The organism is Variovorax sp. RCC_210, assembly GCF_041355175.1.
In the GTDB taxonomy this organism is placed as follows: domain Bacteria; phylum Pseudomonadota; class Gammaproteobacteria; order Burkholderiales; family Burkholderiaceae_C; genus Variovorax.
The window spans coordinates 826,719-841,586 of record NZ_JBFUPJ010000002.1 but is presented as its reverse complement, the minus strand read 5'-3'; the positions used below and the strand labels follow the sequence as shown (position 1 = coordinate 841,586).

General features: G+C 69.9%; 15 protein-coding genes. 9 read left to right on the top strand and 6 right to left on the bottom strand.

The window, feature by feature from the left end:
- The first annotated feature begins 68 nt into the window (after positions 1–68).
- A complete protein-coding gene (locus AB6807_RS12010) occupies positions 69–1,298 on the top strand; it encodes a nucleoside recognition domain-containing protein (RefSeq protein WP_371084696.1) in 1,230 nt (409 codons plus the stop codon).
- A 25-nt stretch (positions 1,299–1,323) separates the two neighbouring features.
- On the opposite strand, the gene AB6807_RS12005 is transcribed toward AB6807_RS12010, so the two are convergent.
- Positions 1,324–3,309 carry an alkyl/aryl-sulfatase gene (locus AB6807_RS12005; protein ID WP_371084695.1) on the bottom strand — a complete coding sequence of 662 codons (1,986 nt, stop codon included), beginning with the start codon at positions 3,307–3,309 and terminating at the stop codon, positions 1,324–1,326.
- 113 nt (positions 3,310–3,422) lie between these two features.
- Here AB6807_RS12005 and AB6807_RS12000 point away from each other — a divergent pair, with 113 nt between their 5' ends.
- From AB6807_RS12000 to AB6807_RS11990, 3 genes are read left to right on the top strand one after another with little or no spacing between them, the layout of a single operon-like run.
- Positions 3,423–4,334: a LysR family transcriptional regulator gene (locus AB6807_RS12000; RefSeq protein WP_371084694.1), complete on the top strand. Its 912-nt coding sequence runs from the start codon at positions 3,423–3,425 to the stop codon at positions 4,332–4,334.
- A gap of 53 nt (positions 4,335–4,387) precedes the next feature.
- Positions 4,388–4,897 carry a flavin reductase family protein gene (locus AB6807_RS11995; protein ID WP_371084693.1) on the top strand — a complete coding sequence of 170 codons (510 nt, stop codon included), beginning with the start codon at positions 4,388–4,390 and terminating at the stop codon, positions 4,895–4,897.
- The gene (locus tag AB6807_RS11990; RefSeq protein ID WP_371084692.1) at positions 4,897–5,397 is read left to right on the top strand and encodes a BON domain-containing protein; all 501 of its coding nucleotides are present in this window, start codon (positions 4,897–4,899) and stop codon (positions 5,395–5,397) included. The genes AB6807_RS11995 and AB6807_RS11990 overlap by 1 nt, the downstream gene beginning before the upstream one ends.
- 13 nt (positions 5,398–5,410) lie before the next feature.
- On the opposite strand, the gene AB6807_RS11985 is transcribed toward AB6807_RS11990, so the two are convergent.
- From AB6807_RS11985 to AB6807_RS11970, 4 genes are read right to left on the bottom strand one after another with little or no spacing between them, the layout of a single operon-like run.
- On the bottom strand, positions 5,411–6,217 hold the full coding sequence (locus AB6807_RS11985) for an ABC transporter permease (protein ID WP_286516834.1): 807 nt from the start codon (positions 6,215–6,217) through the stop codon (positions 5,411–5,413).
- Positions 6,218–6,230: 13 nt separating this feature from the next.
- Complete coding sequence (locus AB6807_RS11980; RefSeq protein ID WP_371084691.1) at positions 6,231–7,061, bottom strand: ABC transporter ATP-binding protein; 831 nt, start codon at positions 7,059–7,061, stop codon at positions 6,231–6,233.
- Positions 7,058–8,047 (bottom strand): ABC transporter substrate-binding protein, encoded by a 990-nt coding sequence (locus AB6807_RS11975; RefSeq protein ID WP_371084690.1) that lies wholly within the window; start codon positions 8,045–8,047, stop codon positions 7,058–7,060. Before AB6807_RS11975 ends, AB6807_RS11980 begins: the two co-directional genes overlap by 4 nt.
- An 8-nt stretch (positions 8,048–8,055) precedes the next feature.
- Positions 8,056–9,177, bottom strand: coding sequence for an aryl-sulfate sulfotransferase (locus AB6807_RS11970; protein ID WP_371084689.1), 1,122 nt, complete (start codon positions 9,175–9,177; stop codon positions 8,056–8,058).
- Positions 9,178–9,293: 116 nt separating this feature from the next.
- Between AB6807_RS11970 and AB6807_RS11965 the strand changes: the two genes are divergently transcribed.
- The 3 genes from AB6807_RS11965 to AB6807_RS11955 all read left to right on the top strand — a co-directional run bounded on the left by AB6807_RS11965 (position 9,294) and on the right by AB6807_RS11955 (position 12,245).
- A complete protein-coding gene (locus tag AB6807_RS11965; protein ID WP_116911857.1) occupies positions 9,294–10,247 on the top strand; it encodes a LysR family transcriptional regulator in 954 nt (317 codons plus the stop codon).
- A 127-nt stretch (positions 10,248–10,374) separates the two neighbouring features.
- Complete coding sequence (locus AB6807_RS11960) at positions 10,375–11,283, top strand: DMT family transporter (RefSeq protein ID WP_371084688.1); 909 nt, start codon at positions 10,375–10,377, stop codon at positions 11,281–11,283.
- On the top strand, positions 11,280–12,245 hold the full coding sequence (locus AB6807_RS11955) for a glutaminase (RefSeq protein ID WP_371084687.1): 966 nt from the start codon (positions 11,280–11,282) through the stop codon (positions 12,243–12,245). The genes AB6807_RS11960 and AB6807_RS11955 overlap by 4 nt, the downstream gene beginning before the upstream one ends.
- Here the strand turns inward: AB6807_RS11955 and AB6807_RS11950 are convergent, their stop codons facing one another.
- Positions 12,246–13,244 carry an NAD-dependent epimerase/dehydratase family protein gene (locus AB6807_RS11950; protein WP_371084686.1) on the bottom strand — a complete coding sequence of 333 codons (999 nt, stop codon included), beginning with the start codon at positions 13,242–13,244 and terminating at the stop codon, positions 12,246–12,248.
- 96 nt (positions 13,245–13,340) lie between these two features.
- Here AB6807_RS11950 and AB6807_RS11945 point away from each other — a divergent pair, with 96 nt between their 5' ends.
- Both AB6807_RS11945 and AB6807_RS11940 read left to right on the top strand, forming a co-directional pair.
- On the top strand, positions 13,341–14,315 hold the full coding sequence (locus AB6807_RS11945; RefSeq protein WP_371084685.1) for a LysR family transcriptional regulator: 975 nt from the start codon (positions 13,341–13,343) through the stop codon (positions 14,313–14,315).
- Entirely contained in the window at positions 14,312–14,839 is a 528-nt protein-coding gene (locus AB6807_RS11940; RefSeq protein WP_371084684.1) for a hypothetical protein, read from the top strand. The genes AB6807_RS11945 and AB6807_RS11940 overlap by 4 nt, the downstream gene beginning before the upstream one ends.
- Positions 14,840–14,868: the final 29 nt, after the last annotated feature.

Genomic DNA, 14,868 nt, shown 5'->3' with positions numbered 1-14,868 from the left:
GGGGGATTGCGCAGGGGAATGCCATGGGTGGCCAGCCTATGATCGCGCACCAAAAAGGGAAAAGAAGCGTGCTCAACGGCTTGTGGCTGGGTTTCTTCGCGATGGCGGCGCTGGCCGCGCTGGGGCGGTGGCTCGTCGGGGGCGACCCGACGGTGTTCGCGGCCATCGTCGAGAGCCTGTTCACCATGGCGCGGCTGGCGGTCGAGGTGATGGTGCTGCTGTTCGGCACGCTCACGCTGTGGCTGGGCTTCCTGCGCATCGCCGAGGCGGCGGGGCTGGTCGGCTGGCTGGCGCGGCTGCTGGGGCCGCTGTTCAGCCGCCTGATGCCGGGCGTGCCGGCGGGGCACCCGGCGCTGGGGCTCATCACCATGAACTTCGCGGCCAACGCGCTGGGCCTGGACAACGCCGCCACGCCCATCGGCCTGAAGGCCATGCGCGAGCTGCAGCGGCTCAACCCCGATCCGGTCACGGCTACCAACGCGCAGATCCTGTTCCTGGTGCTGAACGCTTCGTCGCTGACGTTGCTGCCCGTCACCATCTTCATGTACCGCGCGCAACAGGGCGCGGCCGACCCGACCATGGTGTTCCTGCCGATCCTGCTGGCCACCAGTGCCTCGACGCTGGTCGGGCTGCTGTCGGTGGCGCTGGTGCAGCACCTGCGGCTGTGGGACCCGGTGGTGCTGGCCTACCTGGTGCCGGGCGCGCTGCTGCTGGGCGGCTTCATGGCGCTGCTGGGCACGCTGTCGGCGGTGGCCATCGCGTCGCTGTCGTCGCTGCTGGGCAACCTGGCGCTGTTCGGCGTGATCCTGGTGTTCCTGCTGGCGGGTGCCATGCGGCGCATCAAGGTCTACGAATGCTTCATCGAGGGCGCGAAGGAAGGCTTCGACATCGCGAAGAACCTGCTGCCCTACCTGGTGGCGATGCTGTGCGCGGTCGGCGTGCTGCGCGCCTCGGGCGCGCTCGACTTCGTGCTGGGCGGCCTGCGCTGGCTGGTGACCGCGGGCGGCTTCGACGCGCGCTTCGTCGACGCCATGCCCACCGCGCTGGTCAAGCCCTTCTCGGGCAGCGCGGCCCGCGCGATGCTGATCGAGACCATGAAGACGCAGGGCGTCGACAGCTTCCCCGCGCTGGTGGCAGCCACCATCCAGGGCAGCACCGAGACGACGTTCTATGTGCTGGCGGTGTACTTCGGCGCGGTCGGCATCCAGCGGGCGCGGCACTCGGTGGCGTGTGCGTTGCTGGCCGAGGTGGCCGGGGTGGTGGCCGCTGTCGCGGTCTGCTACTGGTTCTTCGGGTAAGCGCTTGCCCTGAACAGGGCAGCAGCTACCTCCGCGGCTCGACCACGGGAAACATCAGCTCGAAGTTGTCCATCATCGACATCAGCTCCGCGAGCTTTCCGCGGTCGCCGTCGATCTTCACCTTGCCGGTGAGCACCGCGGCCGGAAAGCTCGTTTCCTTCAGCGTCACCGCATCGAGCGTGGCGCGCGCCAGCGTGATCGTGGCATCGGCGCCCGGTTGCTGGCCGGCAATGTGCGTGAGCGCGGAGTTTTCGAGCGTCAACACGAACTGCTGGTTCGAGTCCGTGAAGTTCCAGTTGATGACCATCTTCTTGCCCTCGGCCTTCGCGGCGTCGAGCCGCACGCCGAGGAAGTCGAAGAACAGGTCGTTGCTCACCGCCTTGAGCGTGTCCGCATTGGCGCTGCTGCCGCCGGCAATCTTCGGCACGCCGTTGCGCAGCTCCATCGCGCCCACCAGGTAGGCGCTGCGCCAGGTGCCGGCCTCCGACTGGTAGCCCAGCTGCTCCAGCGCATCGGCGCCCAGCTCGCGCGCCGCGCGGTTCGACGGGTCGGCGTACACCACCTGGCTCATCGCGCTGGCCACCCAGCGGAACTCGCCCTTGCCGAAGTCTTCGCGCGCACGGGCCAGCACCGCGTCGGCGCCGCCCATGTATTCGACCGTTTTCTTCGCGTAGGCCACCGGCGGCAACGGGTTCAGGTTGGCCGGGTTCGCGTCGTACCAGCCCAGGTACTTCTGGTACACCGCCTTGGCGTTGTGGCTCAGCGTGCCGTAGTAGCCGCGCGCCGACCATTCCTGCGCCAGGCTCGCGGGCATGCGCAGCGTCTCGGCGATGTCGGCCGCGGTGTAGCCCTGGTTGAGCAGGCGCAGCGTCTGGTCGTTGATGAACTTGTACATGTCGCGCTGCTTCTTCAGCAGGTCGACGATGCGCTCGCGCCCGGTGGTGGGCCAGTGGTGCTGGGCGATGAGCACGTCGGCCTTGTCGCCGAAGGCCACGCGCGCCTCGTCGATGTACTTCGACCACAGGTTGCCGTCGCGCACCTCGGCACCGCGAATGGTGTACAGGTTGTGCATGGTGTGCGTCACGTCTTCCGCCATGTTCAGCACGCGAAACTGCGGCAGGTACAGCAGCATTTCCGACGGCGCCTCCGAGCCCGGCACCAGCCGGAACACGAACTGCACGCCGTCGATGGTGCGCTCCTCGGTGGGCTTGTCGATGGTGGAGGTCGGCGCCACCAGCGTGATGCTGCCGCGCGCCAGCGCCTTGCCCAGGCCCGTGTCGACCTGGCCGCGCACGCCCGGCGGCAGCAGCGAGCCGAACTGGTACTGCGAGCGCCGGTTCATCGCATTGCCCGCGAGGATGTTCTCGGCCACCGCCGTTTCCATGAAGGCCGCGGGCGCGATCACCTGCACCTTGCCCGCGGCCACGTCGGCCTCGCTCAGCACGCCCTTCACGCCGCCGAAGTGGTCGGCGTGGCCGTGCGTGTAGATCACCGTGCCCACCGGCTTGCGCGGGCGGTGCTGGTAGTACAGCTCGAGCGCGGCGCGCGCGGTCTCGGCGGTGAGCAGCGGGTCGATGACGATCAGCGTGCCGTCGCCTTCCACGATGGTCATGTTCGCCAGGTCGAAGCCGCGCACCTGGTACACGCGCTCGGCCACCTGGAACAGGCCATGGATGGCGTTCAGCTGCGCCTGCCGCCACAGGCTGGGGTTGACGGTGTCGGCCGGCGTGTCGGTCTTCAGGAAGTCGTAGGGCTTCATGCTCCACACCGGGCGCGGTCCGGTGCCCGGCACCAGCGCGTCGGGCACGGTGGCGATGAAGCCGCGCATCGCATCCTCGAAGTCGCGCCGGTCGGCGAAAGGCAGCGCCTTCGCCATGTCGGCGTTGGCCTTCAGCGTGGAGGGCTCGGGCGGCTTGGGCACGGTCTGCGCAAGGGCCGAGCCGGTGACGAGCGCGCAGGCGAACGCGCAGGCCGTTGCAATGCGCGCGCGGGAGAAACGGGGGAGCGTCATGGGGTGTCTCGTTCTTCTGCGGTCTTGGGGAAAGGGGCCGGCACCGATTCTCGGAAGCCGCAGATGCATTGGCAAATGCAAAATACGCGCTTGCTTTTCAAGTAAAACGCAAAATGCAACTGCGCCAGCTCCAGCATCTCGTCGCCCTTGCGGACCAGGGCAGCTTCGGCCGCGCGGCCCAGGCCGTGCACCTGTCGCAGCCCGCGCTCTCGCGCAGCATCGACAACCTCGAAGAAGGCCTGCAGGCCCGGCTGATCGACCGCGCCTACGGCACCGTGCGCTTCACCCAGGCCGGCGAGCTGGTGCTGGCACGCGCCCGCGAGCTGCTGGCCGACGCGCAGCAGATCGCGCGCGACGTGCTGGAGCTCGAAGGCCTGGCCATCGGCAGCCTCGCGGTCGGCCTCGGGCCGTTCGCCGCCGGCACGCTGGGCCGGCTGGCCCTGTCGCTCATGACACAGCGCCACCCGCAGCTGCAGATGCGCATGGAAGTGGCCGACACCGCCAGCCTGTGCGAGCGCCTGCACCGCCGCCAGCTCGACCTGTTCATCGCCGACACGCGCGACCTGGAGAAGCAGCCCGGACTGAAGCTCGCGCGGCTGCCCAACGTGCCGGTGTCTTTCTTCGTGCGGGCACGGCATCCGCTGCTCAAGCTGAAGCAGGCCACGCTGGAAGACCTCATGGCCTATCCCGTGGCCGGCCCGCGGCTGCCGGCCGAGGTGGCGGCGCAGTTCGAGCGGCAACCGCGGCGCAGCGAACGCAGCGTGTTCAACGTCACCTGCGACGACGCGGGCACGCTGCGCCACCTGGCGCTCACGGCGCACGCAGTCATCCTGGCGCCGCTGGCCCCGGCGCCGGGGCACGAGACCGGCGCGCTGGTGCCGTTGCCGGTGGCGGGCTTCGCGCGCATGCAGACGCATTACAGCCTCGTGACCCTCGCAGGGCGTACCCTCTCGGCTGCGGCCACCGCCTATTCCCGGTTGGTGACCGAGTTGATGAGCCCCGCCAAGCAGCCCCCCGGGCGCTGAGCCAAAATGGCCTTCTGCCCTTCAAGCCCTTGCCGCCCTTGCAGCCTCCCCCAGTGACCACTCCCCGACGGGCCCAGCCGCCCTCCTTTTCGCCCGACGAGTTCCGTGACGCGCTCGGCATGTTCGCCACCGGCGTCACCATCGTCACCGCGCGCGCGGCCGACGGCACGCTGGTCGGCCTCACGGCCAACTCGTTCAACTCGGTGTCGCTGGCGCCGCCGCTGGTGCTGTGGAGCCTGGCGCGCGCGGCCGGCTCCATGCCCGCGCTGAGCACCGGCTCGCACTACACCGTGAACATCCTGGCGGCCAACCAGAAGGCACTGGCCGAACGCTTCGCCACCAAGAACATCGACCGCTGGGCCGACGTGGCCTACACCGAAGGCCTGGGCGGCGCGCCGGTGCTGGCCGGCGCGGCGGCGAGCTTCGAGTGCTTCAACCGCAGCCGCTACGACGAAGGCGACCACGTGATCTTCGTGGGCGAGGTGGAGCGCTGCTCGCACGACGGCGGCGCCTCGCCGCTGCTGTTCCACGGCGGGCGCTTCTACACGGAACACCCCTTGTAGTGAAACATCCTGCGCTCATGCCCGTGCTGCTGCTTCTTGCGCAGACCGTCATGGCGCAGGAGGCCGCGGGGCCGCCCAGGCAGAACTGGTTCGACGACCCGTTCTTCCAGGTGTCGTCGGGCCTGCCGGCCTGCGCGGTGCCCGAGGGGCCGTTCTACACGGCCGAGGAACGCCGCGTGCAGACCCACTCGCGGCTGGAGCGCGGCACCAGCTGCTGGCTGGCCGGCAAGTGCGCCGACAGCAACGCCTACCGCTACGACAAGCCCCTGGCGCCCAAGGTGCGTGCCGCATTGAGCGCGGTGCCGGGCGTGCGCAAGGCCAGCGTGTGGGTCATGGTGCAGCGCCGCTGGGTGTACCTGCAGGGCTGCGTGCCGAACGCGGCGCTGGCGAAGCGGCTGGAGCGCGCGGCGCGCGCGCTGCCCGACGTGGAAGCCGTGGTGCCCGACCTGATGACCGGCACGCGGGGCAAGCCGCCCTACCCCGTGGCCACGCAAAAATAGAGCGACGGGGCTTTCAGCTTTCCAGCGCCGACTCGTGCCAGTGCCGCAGCAGCAGCCGGCCGATCGCGCTCACCGCCAGGAAGAACACGAAGCCCAGCAGCGTCGCGGCGATCACCTCGGCGAACAGCAGCGCGGTGTACATGCGCCCCTGCGCGAACACGATCTGCACGCCCAGCCCGCCTTCGGCATTGCCCGAGCCGATGATGAATTCGCCCACGATGGCGCCGATGACCGACAGCCCCGCCGAAATGCGCAGCCCCGCGAAGATGTGCGGCAGCGCGCCCGGCAGCCGCAGCTTCCAGAACGACACCAGCCCGCTCGCGCGGTGCAGCGCGAACAGCTCGGCCAGGTTGCGCGAGGTGGAGCGCAGGCCCAGCATGGTGTTGTTGATGATGGGGAACAGCGACATGATGAAGCTCACGATCACCACCGACAGCTCGTTGTAGCCGAACCAGAGCACGATGAGCGGCGCGATCGCCACCACCGGCACGGTCTGCAGCAGCACCGCGTACGGGTACAGGCTGCGCTCCAGCAGCCGCGACTGCGCCAGCACCGCCGCGCCCGCGATGCCGAGCACGATGGCCAGCGCGTAGCCCAGCAGCGCCTCCTTCAGCGTGGACAGCGTCGCGCCCGCGAGCACGCCGGCGTTCTCCACGGTGGCCGCGGCCACTTCCTGCGGCGAGGGCAGCAGGTAGCCCTTGCCCTGGTACACGGTGGCGCTCAGCAGCCACCAGAGGCCGATGGCGAGCAACGCGACCACCAGCACGGGGCCGGCGTTGCGCACCACGCCGGCGGCGGAAAAGGAAATGGAGCGGGTCATTGCCATGGCCTCCTCATGCCGCGGCCTGGGCATGTCGCGCCGCTTGTGGCGTCGTGTGTTGCGCCCGCAGCACCGCCGTCACCCGGCCCGTGAGCGCCGCGAAGCCGGCGCTGGCACGCAGCTCGGGCGCGCGCGGGAAATCGAAGGGCACGTCGATCACGTCCAGGATGCGCCCCGGCCGCGGCGACATCACCACCACCCGGTTCGACAGGTACACCGCCTCGTGCACGTTGTGCGTCACCAGCACGCCGGTGAAGCCGGCCTGGCGCCACAGCGAGGACAGCTCCTCCTGCAGCACGTCGCGCGTGAGCTCGTCGACCGCCGCCAGCGGCTCGTCGAGCAGCAGCAGCCCGGGCCGCAGCGCCAGTGCGCGCGCCAGCGACAGCCGCATGCGCATGCCGCCGGAGAGCTGGTGCGGGTACGACTTCTCGAAGCCCGCGAGCCCCACCAGCTTCAGCGCCTCGGCGGCACGCGCCTTGCAACTGGCGGGCGCGTGGCCTTCGAGCTCCATCAGCAACTGCGCGTTGCGCTCCACGGTGCGCCAGGGCAGCAGCGCCGCCTCCTGGAACACGAAGGCGGTCGCGACGCCCTCGGGCCGCGTGCAGCGCCCGGTGCTCGGCGCGACCAGCCCCGCCATGATGCGCAGCAGCGTCGACTTGCCGCAGCCCGAGGGCCCGACGATGGAGACGAACTCACCCGGGCGCAGCGCGAAGTCGACGGTGTCCAGCGCCAGCAAGCCCCCGGCCTTGCCGCTGCCGAAGCGCTTCGACACGCCCGCCAGCCCGACGGCCGCGCCCGAAACCGCACCCGAACCTGCACTCGCATCGAGCTGCCTCGCGCTCATGGGTTGCAGCCCGGCACCAGCGTGCGGTCGTAGCCCTGCTTCGCGTCGAAGCCGGCCGGCAAGAAGTTGACGCTGCGCAACTGGCCCGCCAGCTCGCCCCAGCGCGCGTCCGTCATGCAGCCGATGCGCCCGAGGTCGTGCGAGATCAGCGTCTCGATCATTTCCTTGTTCGCCGCGTCGTAGATCTCGGGCGTCATCTGCTTGTTCATGCCGGTGATCAGCGGCTTCAGCCCCTGCGGGTTGCGCACGTAGCTGGCCCAGCCCTTCTGCACCGCGGCCAGGGTGGCCTTCACCAGCGCCGGGTTCTTGCGGATCATGTCGTCGGTGGTGAAGAGCACGTCGTACGGCCGGTAGCCCAGCGACGCCAGCGTGACCTGCTGCACCTGCACGCCGGCCGCGGCCATGCGCGCGGGCAGGAACAGCGAGTAGCCCTGCTGCACCATCTTCGGGTCGTTGCGGAACAGGCTCAGGTCGCCGCTCACCGGGATCTCGCGCGTGCCCGCGAGCTTGTACTGCTTCTTCGTCCACTCCCAGTAGGCGTTGCCGATGTTCACGGCGAAGATGCGGCCCTGCAGGTCGGCGATGGACTTCACGGCCGGGTCGGCATGGTAGACCAGCGTGTAGGGCACGTAGTCCAGGTGCGCGAACACCGCGCGCACCGGCGCGCCGCGCAGGCGGGCCAGCAGCACGTCGTCGGCGTTGCCGATGCCGAACTCGGCCTGGCCAGAGGCCACCTGCGGAATGGTCTGGATCTTCGGGCCGCCCTGCAGCACGCTGATCTCGATGCCGGCCTCCTTGCCGAGCTTGTCCTGCTGGGCCTGCCAGTAGCCCGCCTGGTCGGGCTGGGCGAACCAGTTGCTCAGGATGCGCACGGGCTGCAAGGGCTTGGGCGCGTCGGCCGCCTGCGCCGCAAAAGGCAACGCCGCAGCCAGGGGCAACGCCGCGGCCAAGGGCAGTGCAAGACGGCGAAGGGTGGAAGAAGCCATGCGAAAAGTCATGCGGACACCTTGAGCCAGGGAAGTTGCGCCGCCGTGTAGCGGAAGGTCTGGAACACGCTGTTCTGCCGGCCGGGCACGTACTTGCGCGCGGCCTCGTCGGGGTATTCGGCGAACCAGGGAATCACGTACTCCCACACCACCTCGCCGGCCGGCGTGACCTCGAAGAGCCGCCCCGTGGCCGACTCGGTGACGTGCGTGTTGCCGTTGGGCAGGCGCTGCGCGCTGCCCATGTAGGCCGTGTAGAAGGCGTTGACCAGTTCGTCGGCGTACTGCCACACCACCTCGTGGGAGGCCGGGTCGATTTCGAGAACGCGCGAGAACGCCACATGCTTGCCGGTGCGGAAGTTGCCGTTGTCGAAAGCAAGAATGTTGCCGTTGTCCAGCGCCACGGGCGCGTGCTGGTGCGACAGCACGCCGGGCGGAATGTGCAGCTTCACGTCGCCGGTGGCCCGGTCGACGCCGACGATGCCCGAGGTGGTGCGCAGGCTCATCAGCACCAGGCCCTCGCGCGTCACGTCCAGCCCGTTCACCAGCGGCCAGTGGGTGCGGCCGAAGCCGGGGTGGATGGGAAAGTCTTCCGGCGCCAGGTGCTCCCAGGCCTTCCACTCCCACACCAGCTTGCCGTCGCGGTCGACCTCGCGGATCACGTCGGCGTACATCGTCTCGTCGGGCCCATGGGCCGTGCCGCCCGGCACGCGCTCGGCAAAGCCGGGCGGCACCGGCGCGCAGCCGGCGTACAGCAGGTGGCCGTTGGGCAGCCAGCGGGCGTCGTGGTGGTGCGTCGGGTCCTGAAAGCGCCAGACGATGTCTCCGGCGGGCGTGGCCTCGTAGAAATCGCCGCCGTGCCACAGCGACCAGGCCGCGTAGATCTCGGGCGTGCCGGCGTGGTTGCCGTTGTAGCCCAGGTTGCCGTTGGGCAGGATCACGGCGGCGCGACCCGGGCGCACCGGCATCTTCCACTGGTGCGCGACGCGGCCCTCGATGTCGACCAGGTAGACGTTGCCGTCGTCGGTCTGCGGCGCGATCAGGGTGTAGCCGCCGGCGCTGAGCGCCGGGTCATGGGCGATCAGGCCGGTGCCGCGGCGGCGCTGGGTGATCTGGTCGACGGTGGTAGTCACAGGGGCGAACCTCGGGGAAATTGAAGGAATGCCGCGAATCTAGGCCGCATCGCCCGTCAGGAAAATCTGTTTGTTTCGTACGGTGCGTATAGAAAATCCATACACTCGCCGGCACCATGCGCGCCATTTCCCAGACCTTCCGGTGTTTCGACGAAGTGGCCCGCCGCGGCTCGGTGCGCAAGGCCGCCGAGGCGCTGCACCTCACGGCCGCGGCGGTGCACCAGCAGGTGCTCAACCTCGAGGAGCAGGTCGGCACGCCGCTGTTCGACCGGCTGCCGCGCGGCATGCAGCTGACCACCGCGGGCGAGATCATGGTGGCCGCCGTGCGGCGCGGGCAGCGCGACTTCGACAACGCCATGGCCCAGGTGGAAGACCTGCGCTCGCTGCGGCGCGGGCACATCAACCTGGCGGTGTCGCATTCGTCGGCCGAGCAGCTGGTGCCCGAGGTGATCGAGGCCGCCATGAAGCACTACCCCGGCGTGACCTACAGCGTGCGCTCGGGCAGCGGCGAGAACATATTGAAGTGGGTGGCCAACGGCGAATCGGACATCGGCTTCTGCCTGCGCCGCAAGCCGCCGCCCGGGGTCGAGGAAATCCGCGCGTTCCCGCAGCACCTGGGGCTGGTCACGCCGCCGGGCCATCCGCTGGCGGCGCTGGGCAAGCTGCCGCGGCTGCGCGACTGCCTGGAGCATCCGCTGATCCTCATGACGCCCGACACCGAGCTGCGCGCCATGGTCGACCAGATCGACCACCGCGAGCACCGCAAGGTGCGCCCGCTGGTCGAGACCAGCTCGGTGGCCATGGTGCGCCGGCTGGTGGCCGGCGGCACCGGCATCGGCTTTCTCATTCCGGAGAACGTCGCCGAAGACGTGGACCGCGGCACGCTGGTGTGGACCGGCCTGGCCGACGCGGGCGCGCGATCGTTCAGCTGCCTGTACCAGCGCGCGGGCCAGACCACGGCGGTGGCCATGGGCATGTTCCTGCAGTTCCTGGAGGCCGCGCTGCTGGCCATCGAGCGGCGCTTCGAGCGGCAGGCGGCGCTGCCCGCGCTGGACGCGTTCGCGCAGTAGCGCAATAGCGTAATAGCGCAACAAGGCAGTAACGCGGGCAAGGCCCCCGCGGAACGCGCTCGCGCGATACGATCATCGGATGAATTCGGCGCCCATCCGCGCGCCGAGCCACCGTCAGCGAGCCTTTATGATCCAGCGCAAGACCCACCTCGACAGCCTCGCCATCGGCCTGCTCATTGCCTGCTGCGCCTTCTGGGGGCTGCAGCAGATCATCATCAAGACCACCGTGGCCGAGGTGCCGCCGATGTGGCAGGCCTCCATTCGCATGGTCGGCGCCACCGCGCTGCTGTGGCTGTGGTGCGCCTCGCGCGGGGTGCGGCTCTTCGAGCGCGACGGCACGCTGTGGCCGGGGCTGCTGGCCGGCCTGCTGTTCTCGGGCGAGTTCGCGGGCATCTACCTGGGGCTGCAGCACACCAGCGCGTCGCGGCTCACGGTGTTTCTCTACACGGCGCCCTTCTGGGTGTCGCTGCTGCTGCCGCGCTGGGTGCCGGCCGAGCGGCTGCGCGGCTTCCAGTGGCTGGGGCTCTTCATCGCGTTCTCGGGCGTGGTGCTGGCCTTCAGCGAAGGCTTCGGCCACATGAGCTCGTCGCAGCTCATCGGCGACGCGCTGGGCCTGGCGGCCGGCATGCTGTGGGGCCTGACCACGCTCACGCTGCGCACCACCCGGCTGGCCACGGCCAGCGCGGAAAAAACGCTGTTCTACCAGGTGGCGGTCACGGCCGCGGTGTGCCCGGTGCTGTCGCTGTTGCTGGGCGAGCACTGGGGCTTTGCCTACTCGGCGGCGGCGTGGGGCTCCATCGGGCTGCAGACGGTGGTGGGCGCCTTCGCCAGCTACCTGGCGTGGATGTGGCTGCTGCGGCACTACCCGGCCACGCAGATGTCGTCCTTCACCTTTCTCACGCCGCTGTTCGCGCTGGTGTTCGGCGTGGTGCTGCTGAAGGAGCCGCTCACGGCGCAGCTGATCGTGGCGCTCGTCGGGGTGGCGCTGGGCATCGTGCTGGTCAATCGCCGGCCCGCGGTACAACGCACGGCATGAACCCCATGAAATTCCAGCCCGTGCTCGACGAGATCGTCGCCACGCTGCGCCCGCAGATCGCGCAGTGCGGCCAGGGCGAACACCACGGCAAGGTCGCCAGCTACATCCCCGCGCTGGCGCGGGTCGATGCCCGCCAGTTCGGCATCGCGCTGCGCACCTGCGAGGGCGAGGAAGCCGGCGCGGGCGACTTCGAGACGCCCTTCTCCATCCAGAGCGTGTCCAAGCTTTTCACCCTCACGCTCGCCATGCAGCGCATGGGCGACGCGCTGTGGGAGCGCATTGGCCGCGAGCCCTCGGGCAACCCGTTCAATTCGCTGGTGCAGCTCGAGAACGAACAGGGCAAGCCGCGCAACCCGTTCATCAATGCCGGCGCCATCGCGGTGGCCGACCGGCTGGTGAGCCAGGCGAAGGCCAGCGGCCGCGGTGGGAACGGGGCGAAGGACGACATCCTCGCGCTCATGGCCAGCCTGTGCGGCGAGCCCATCGCCTTCGACGACGAGGTGGCGCAGTCGGAGGCCGACACGGGCTTTCGCAACGTGGCGCTGGCCAACTTCATGAAGAGCTTCGGCAAGATCGACAACGACGTCGCGACCGTGCTCGACACCTACTTCCACCAGTGCGCGCTGCGCATGAGCTGCCGCCAGCTGGCGCGGGCCGCGGCCTTCCTGTGCCGCGACGGCGCGCACCCCATCGATGGCCAGCCCGATGTCACCGGCGAACGGCAAACACGGCGCATCAACGCGCTGATGCTCACCTGCGGCACCTACGACGCGGCGGGCGACGTGGCCTTTTCCATCGGCCTGCCCTGCAAGAGCGGCGTGGGCGGCGGCATCGTGGCGGTGGTGCCCGACACGCTCACGCTGTGCGTGTGGTCGCCCGCGCTCGACGCCACCGGCAATTCGCTGCTGGGCATGAAGGCGCTGGAGCTGTTCGTGGCGCGCACGGGGCTGTCGGTGTTCTGATCAGGCTGCGGCGCCCACCGGGGCGGCGGGCAGGTTGCCCATGCCGTCGAGCGTGGCCTCCACCGCTTCTTCCAGCGGCGTGTGCGGCTCGCGGCCCAGCACGGCGACCAGCCTCGCGTTGTCCATGCCCAGGGGGGTTTGCCACAGGTAGCGCATCTCGCGCATCTCCCGGAAGGTGACGACGAAGGGCGAGGCCAGCGCCAGCAGCCACCACGGAAAGGCCGACACGCGCACCTCGGCGCCGGTGCGGCGGGCCGCCACCTTGCGGATGGCGCCGGTCATGCGCGTGCCGTCCGCGTCCCAATGGCCGGCCATGTGAAAGCGCGCGAAAGGCTCGAGCCGCTCGCGCCGCGCCAGCAGCTCGACCATGGTGCGCGCCACGTCGGGCAGGTACGACCACTGGTGGCCGATGCCGGCGCGGCCGGGGTAGCTCACGGTCTTCACGACCTGCCCCGCCTTCACCAGCCCTTGCGAGAACCAGGTGTTGCCCGACCTAGGGCCGAAGAAATCGCCGGCGCGCACGATCAGCACGCGCGCGCCCTCGCGGCTCGCGGCTTCCAGGCGCTTTTCCATCTCCACGCGGATCGCGCCCTTGCGGGTGAGCGGGTGCTGCGGCGAGTCTTCCTTCAGCAGCGGAAAGGCATCGGGCCCGAAGTTGTAGACCGTGCCCGGCAGCACGATGGTCGCGCCTTCGGCCTTGGCGGCGGCGATGGTGTTGTCGAGCATCGGCAGCACCACCTGCGCCCATCCGCGGTAACCCGGCGGGTTGACCGCATGCACGATCACCGCGCAGCCCCTGGCCGCCTGCCGCACGGCCTGCGCGTCCATCGCGTCGCCGGCCAGCCAGGTGATGCCGTCGCGTTGCCCTGATGCATCGGCCGGCGGCGCACCGCGCTTGAGCGCGCGCACCTCCCAGCCTGCATCGCGCAGCTGGCGGGCCACTTCGCCGCCGATGCCGCCCGTTGCGCCCAGAACCAGAACCGTGTCGTTGCGTGCCATGAAATGCTCCAAAAAGAAGGGTCGATGGAAGAATTCTGGTCCGGCCCCGGTTCAATTGAAATTGCCGAACATGAGCCAGCAGCTATACATTTATGCATGACTCCAGACATCGGCTGGGAGCTGTACCGCTCCTTCCTCGGCGTGCTGCGCGAGGGTTCTCTTTCAGGCGCGGCGCGTGCGCTGGGCATCACGCAACCCACGGCCGGGCGCCATGTGGCCGCGCTGGAAGCGGCGCTGGGCGTGGTGCTGTTCACGCGCTCGCAGGTCGGGCTGCTGCCGACCGACATCGCGCTGGCGCTGCGCACGCATGCGGAGGCGATGGAGAGCACTGCCGCGTCGCTGCGGCGCGTGGCCAGCAGCCAGGGGGACGGCAGCGGTGCAGGCCAGGGCGTTCGGGGTGTGGTGCGCATCTCGGCCAGCGAGGTGGTCAGCGTCGAGGTGCTGCCGCCCATCGTGGCGCGCCTGCGCGAGGCGCACCCGCTGCTGAAGGTGGAGCTGGTGGCCACCAACCGTGTGCAGGACCTGCTGCGGCGCGAGGCCGACATCGCCGTGCGCATGGTGCGGCCCCAGCAGGAGCAGCTGGTGGCGCGGCGCATCGGCCACATCGCGCTCGGCTTCCACGCGCACCGCGACTACCTGGCGCGCCACGGCACGCCGCGCCGCATCGAGGACCTGGCCGGCCACGCCGTCATCGGCCATGACCAGCCCACGGCCTTCGTGCGCAGTGCGGGCAAGTCGTTCAAGTCGATCGAGGGCTACAGCCGCGAGGCCTTCTCGCTGCGCAGCGACAGCGACCTGACCCAGCTCGCGCTGATCCGCGCGGGCGCGGGCATCGGCGTGTGCCAGCTGGGGCTGGCGCGGCGCAGCGAGGCGCTGGTGCACCTGCTGCCGCGCGCCTTCTCGCTGAAGCTGGACACCTGGGTCACCATGCACGAAGACCTGCGCCACAGCCCGCACTGCCGCGCCGCCTTCGATGCGCTGGCCGACGGACTGCAACAGTACGTTGGCGGCGCCGAAGCACCCGCCGCGCAGGGGAAAATGACCCGCGCAAGAACACGAGCACCCCAATGACAGACCCGACAGAACCGACCGATCCGACCCACGCCACCGACACCGCCGACGCCGACACCCTCCCCACGCAGGAACCCCGCCTCTGGCGCGACGGCGTCTGGACCGCCCGCGTGATCAAGAACGAGGAAGACGACGGCTGGGCCGTCGAAATGACCCGCCAGGGCGACCCCGAGCCCGCCCTGGTCGGCCCCTGGACCATGGGCCGCGACAAGAAGAACCCCAAGCCGCTGGACGGCCCCGCCTTCTCCACGCTGGTGAAGACCGCCGCCGAAGTCATCCGCCGCCACGAGCAGCAGCTGCACGCCACGCTCAACAAGAGCGTGACCGTCACCGCGCGCAACGACCAGCGCATTCGCGTGGCGCTGGCCATCGTGCCCGACGAGGACAACCCCTCGGCCACGCTCACCGCCTACGACGACACCGACGACGCCGAGCTCGCCAGCGTAAACGTGTCGCCCGCGTTCAAGCTCAGCGCGTCGAGCGCCACCGCGTGGATCGAATCCGACTACGCGCGACCGCGCTGAAGCGCCCCGCCCGCACGGCCCCGCAATCA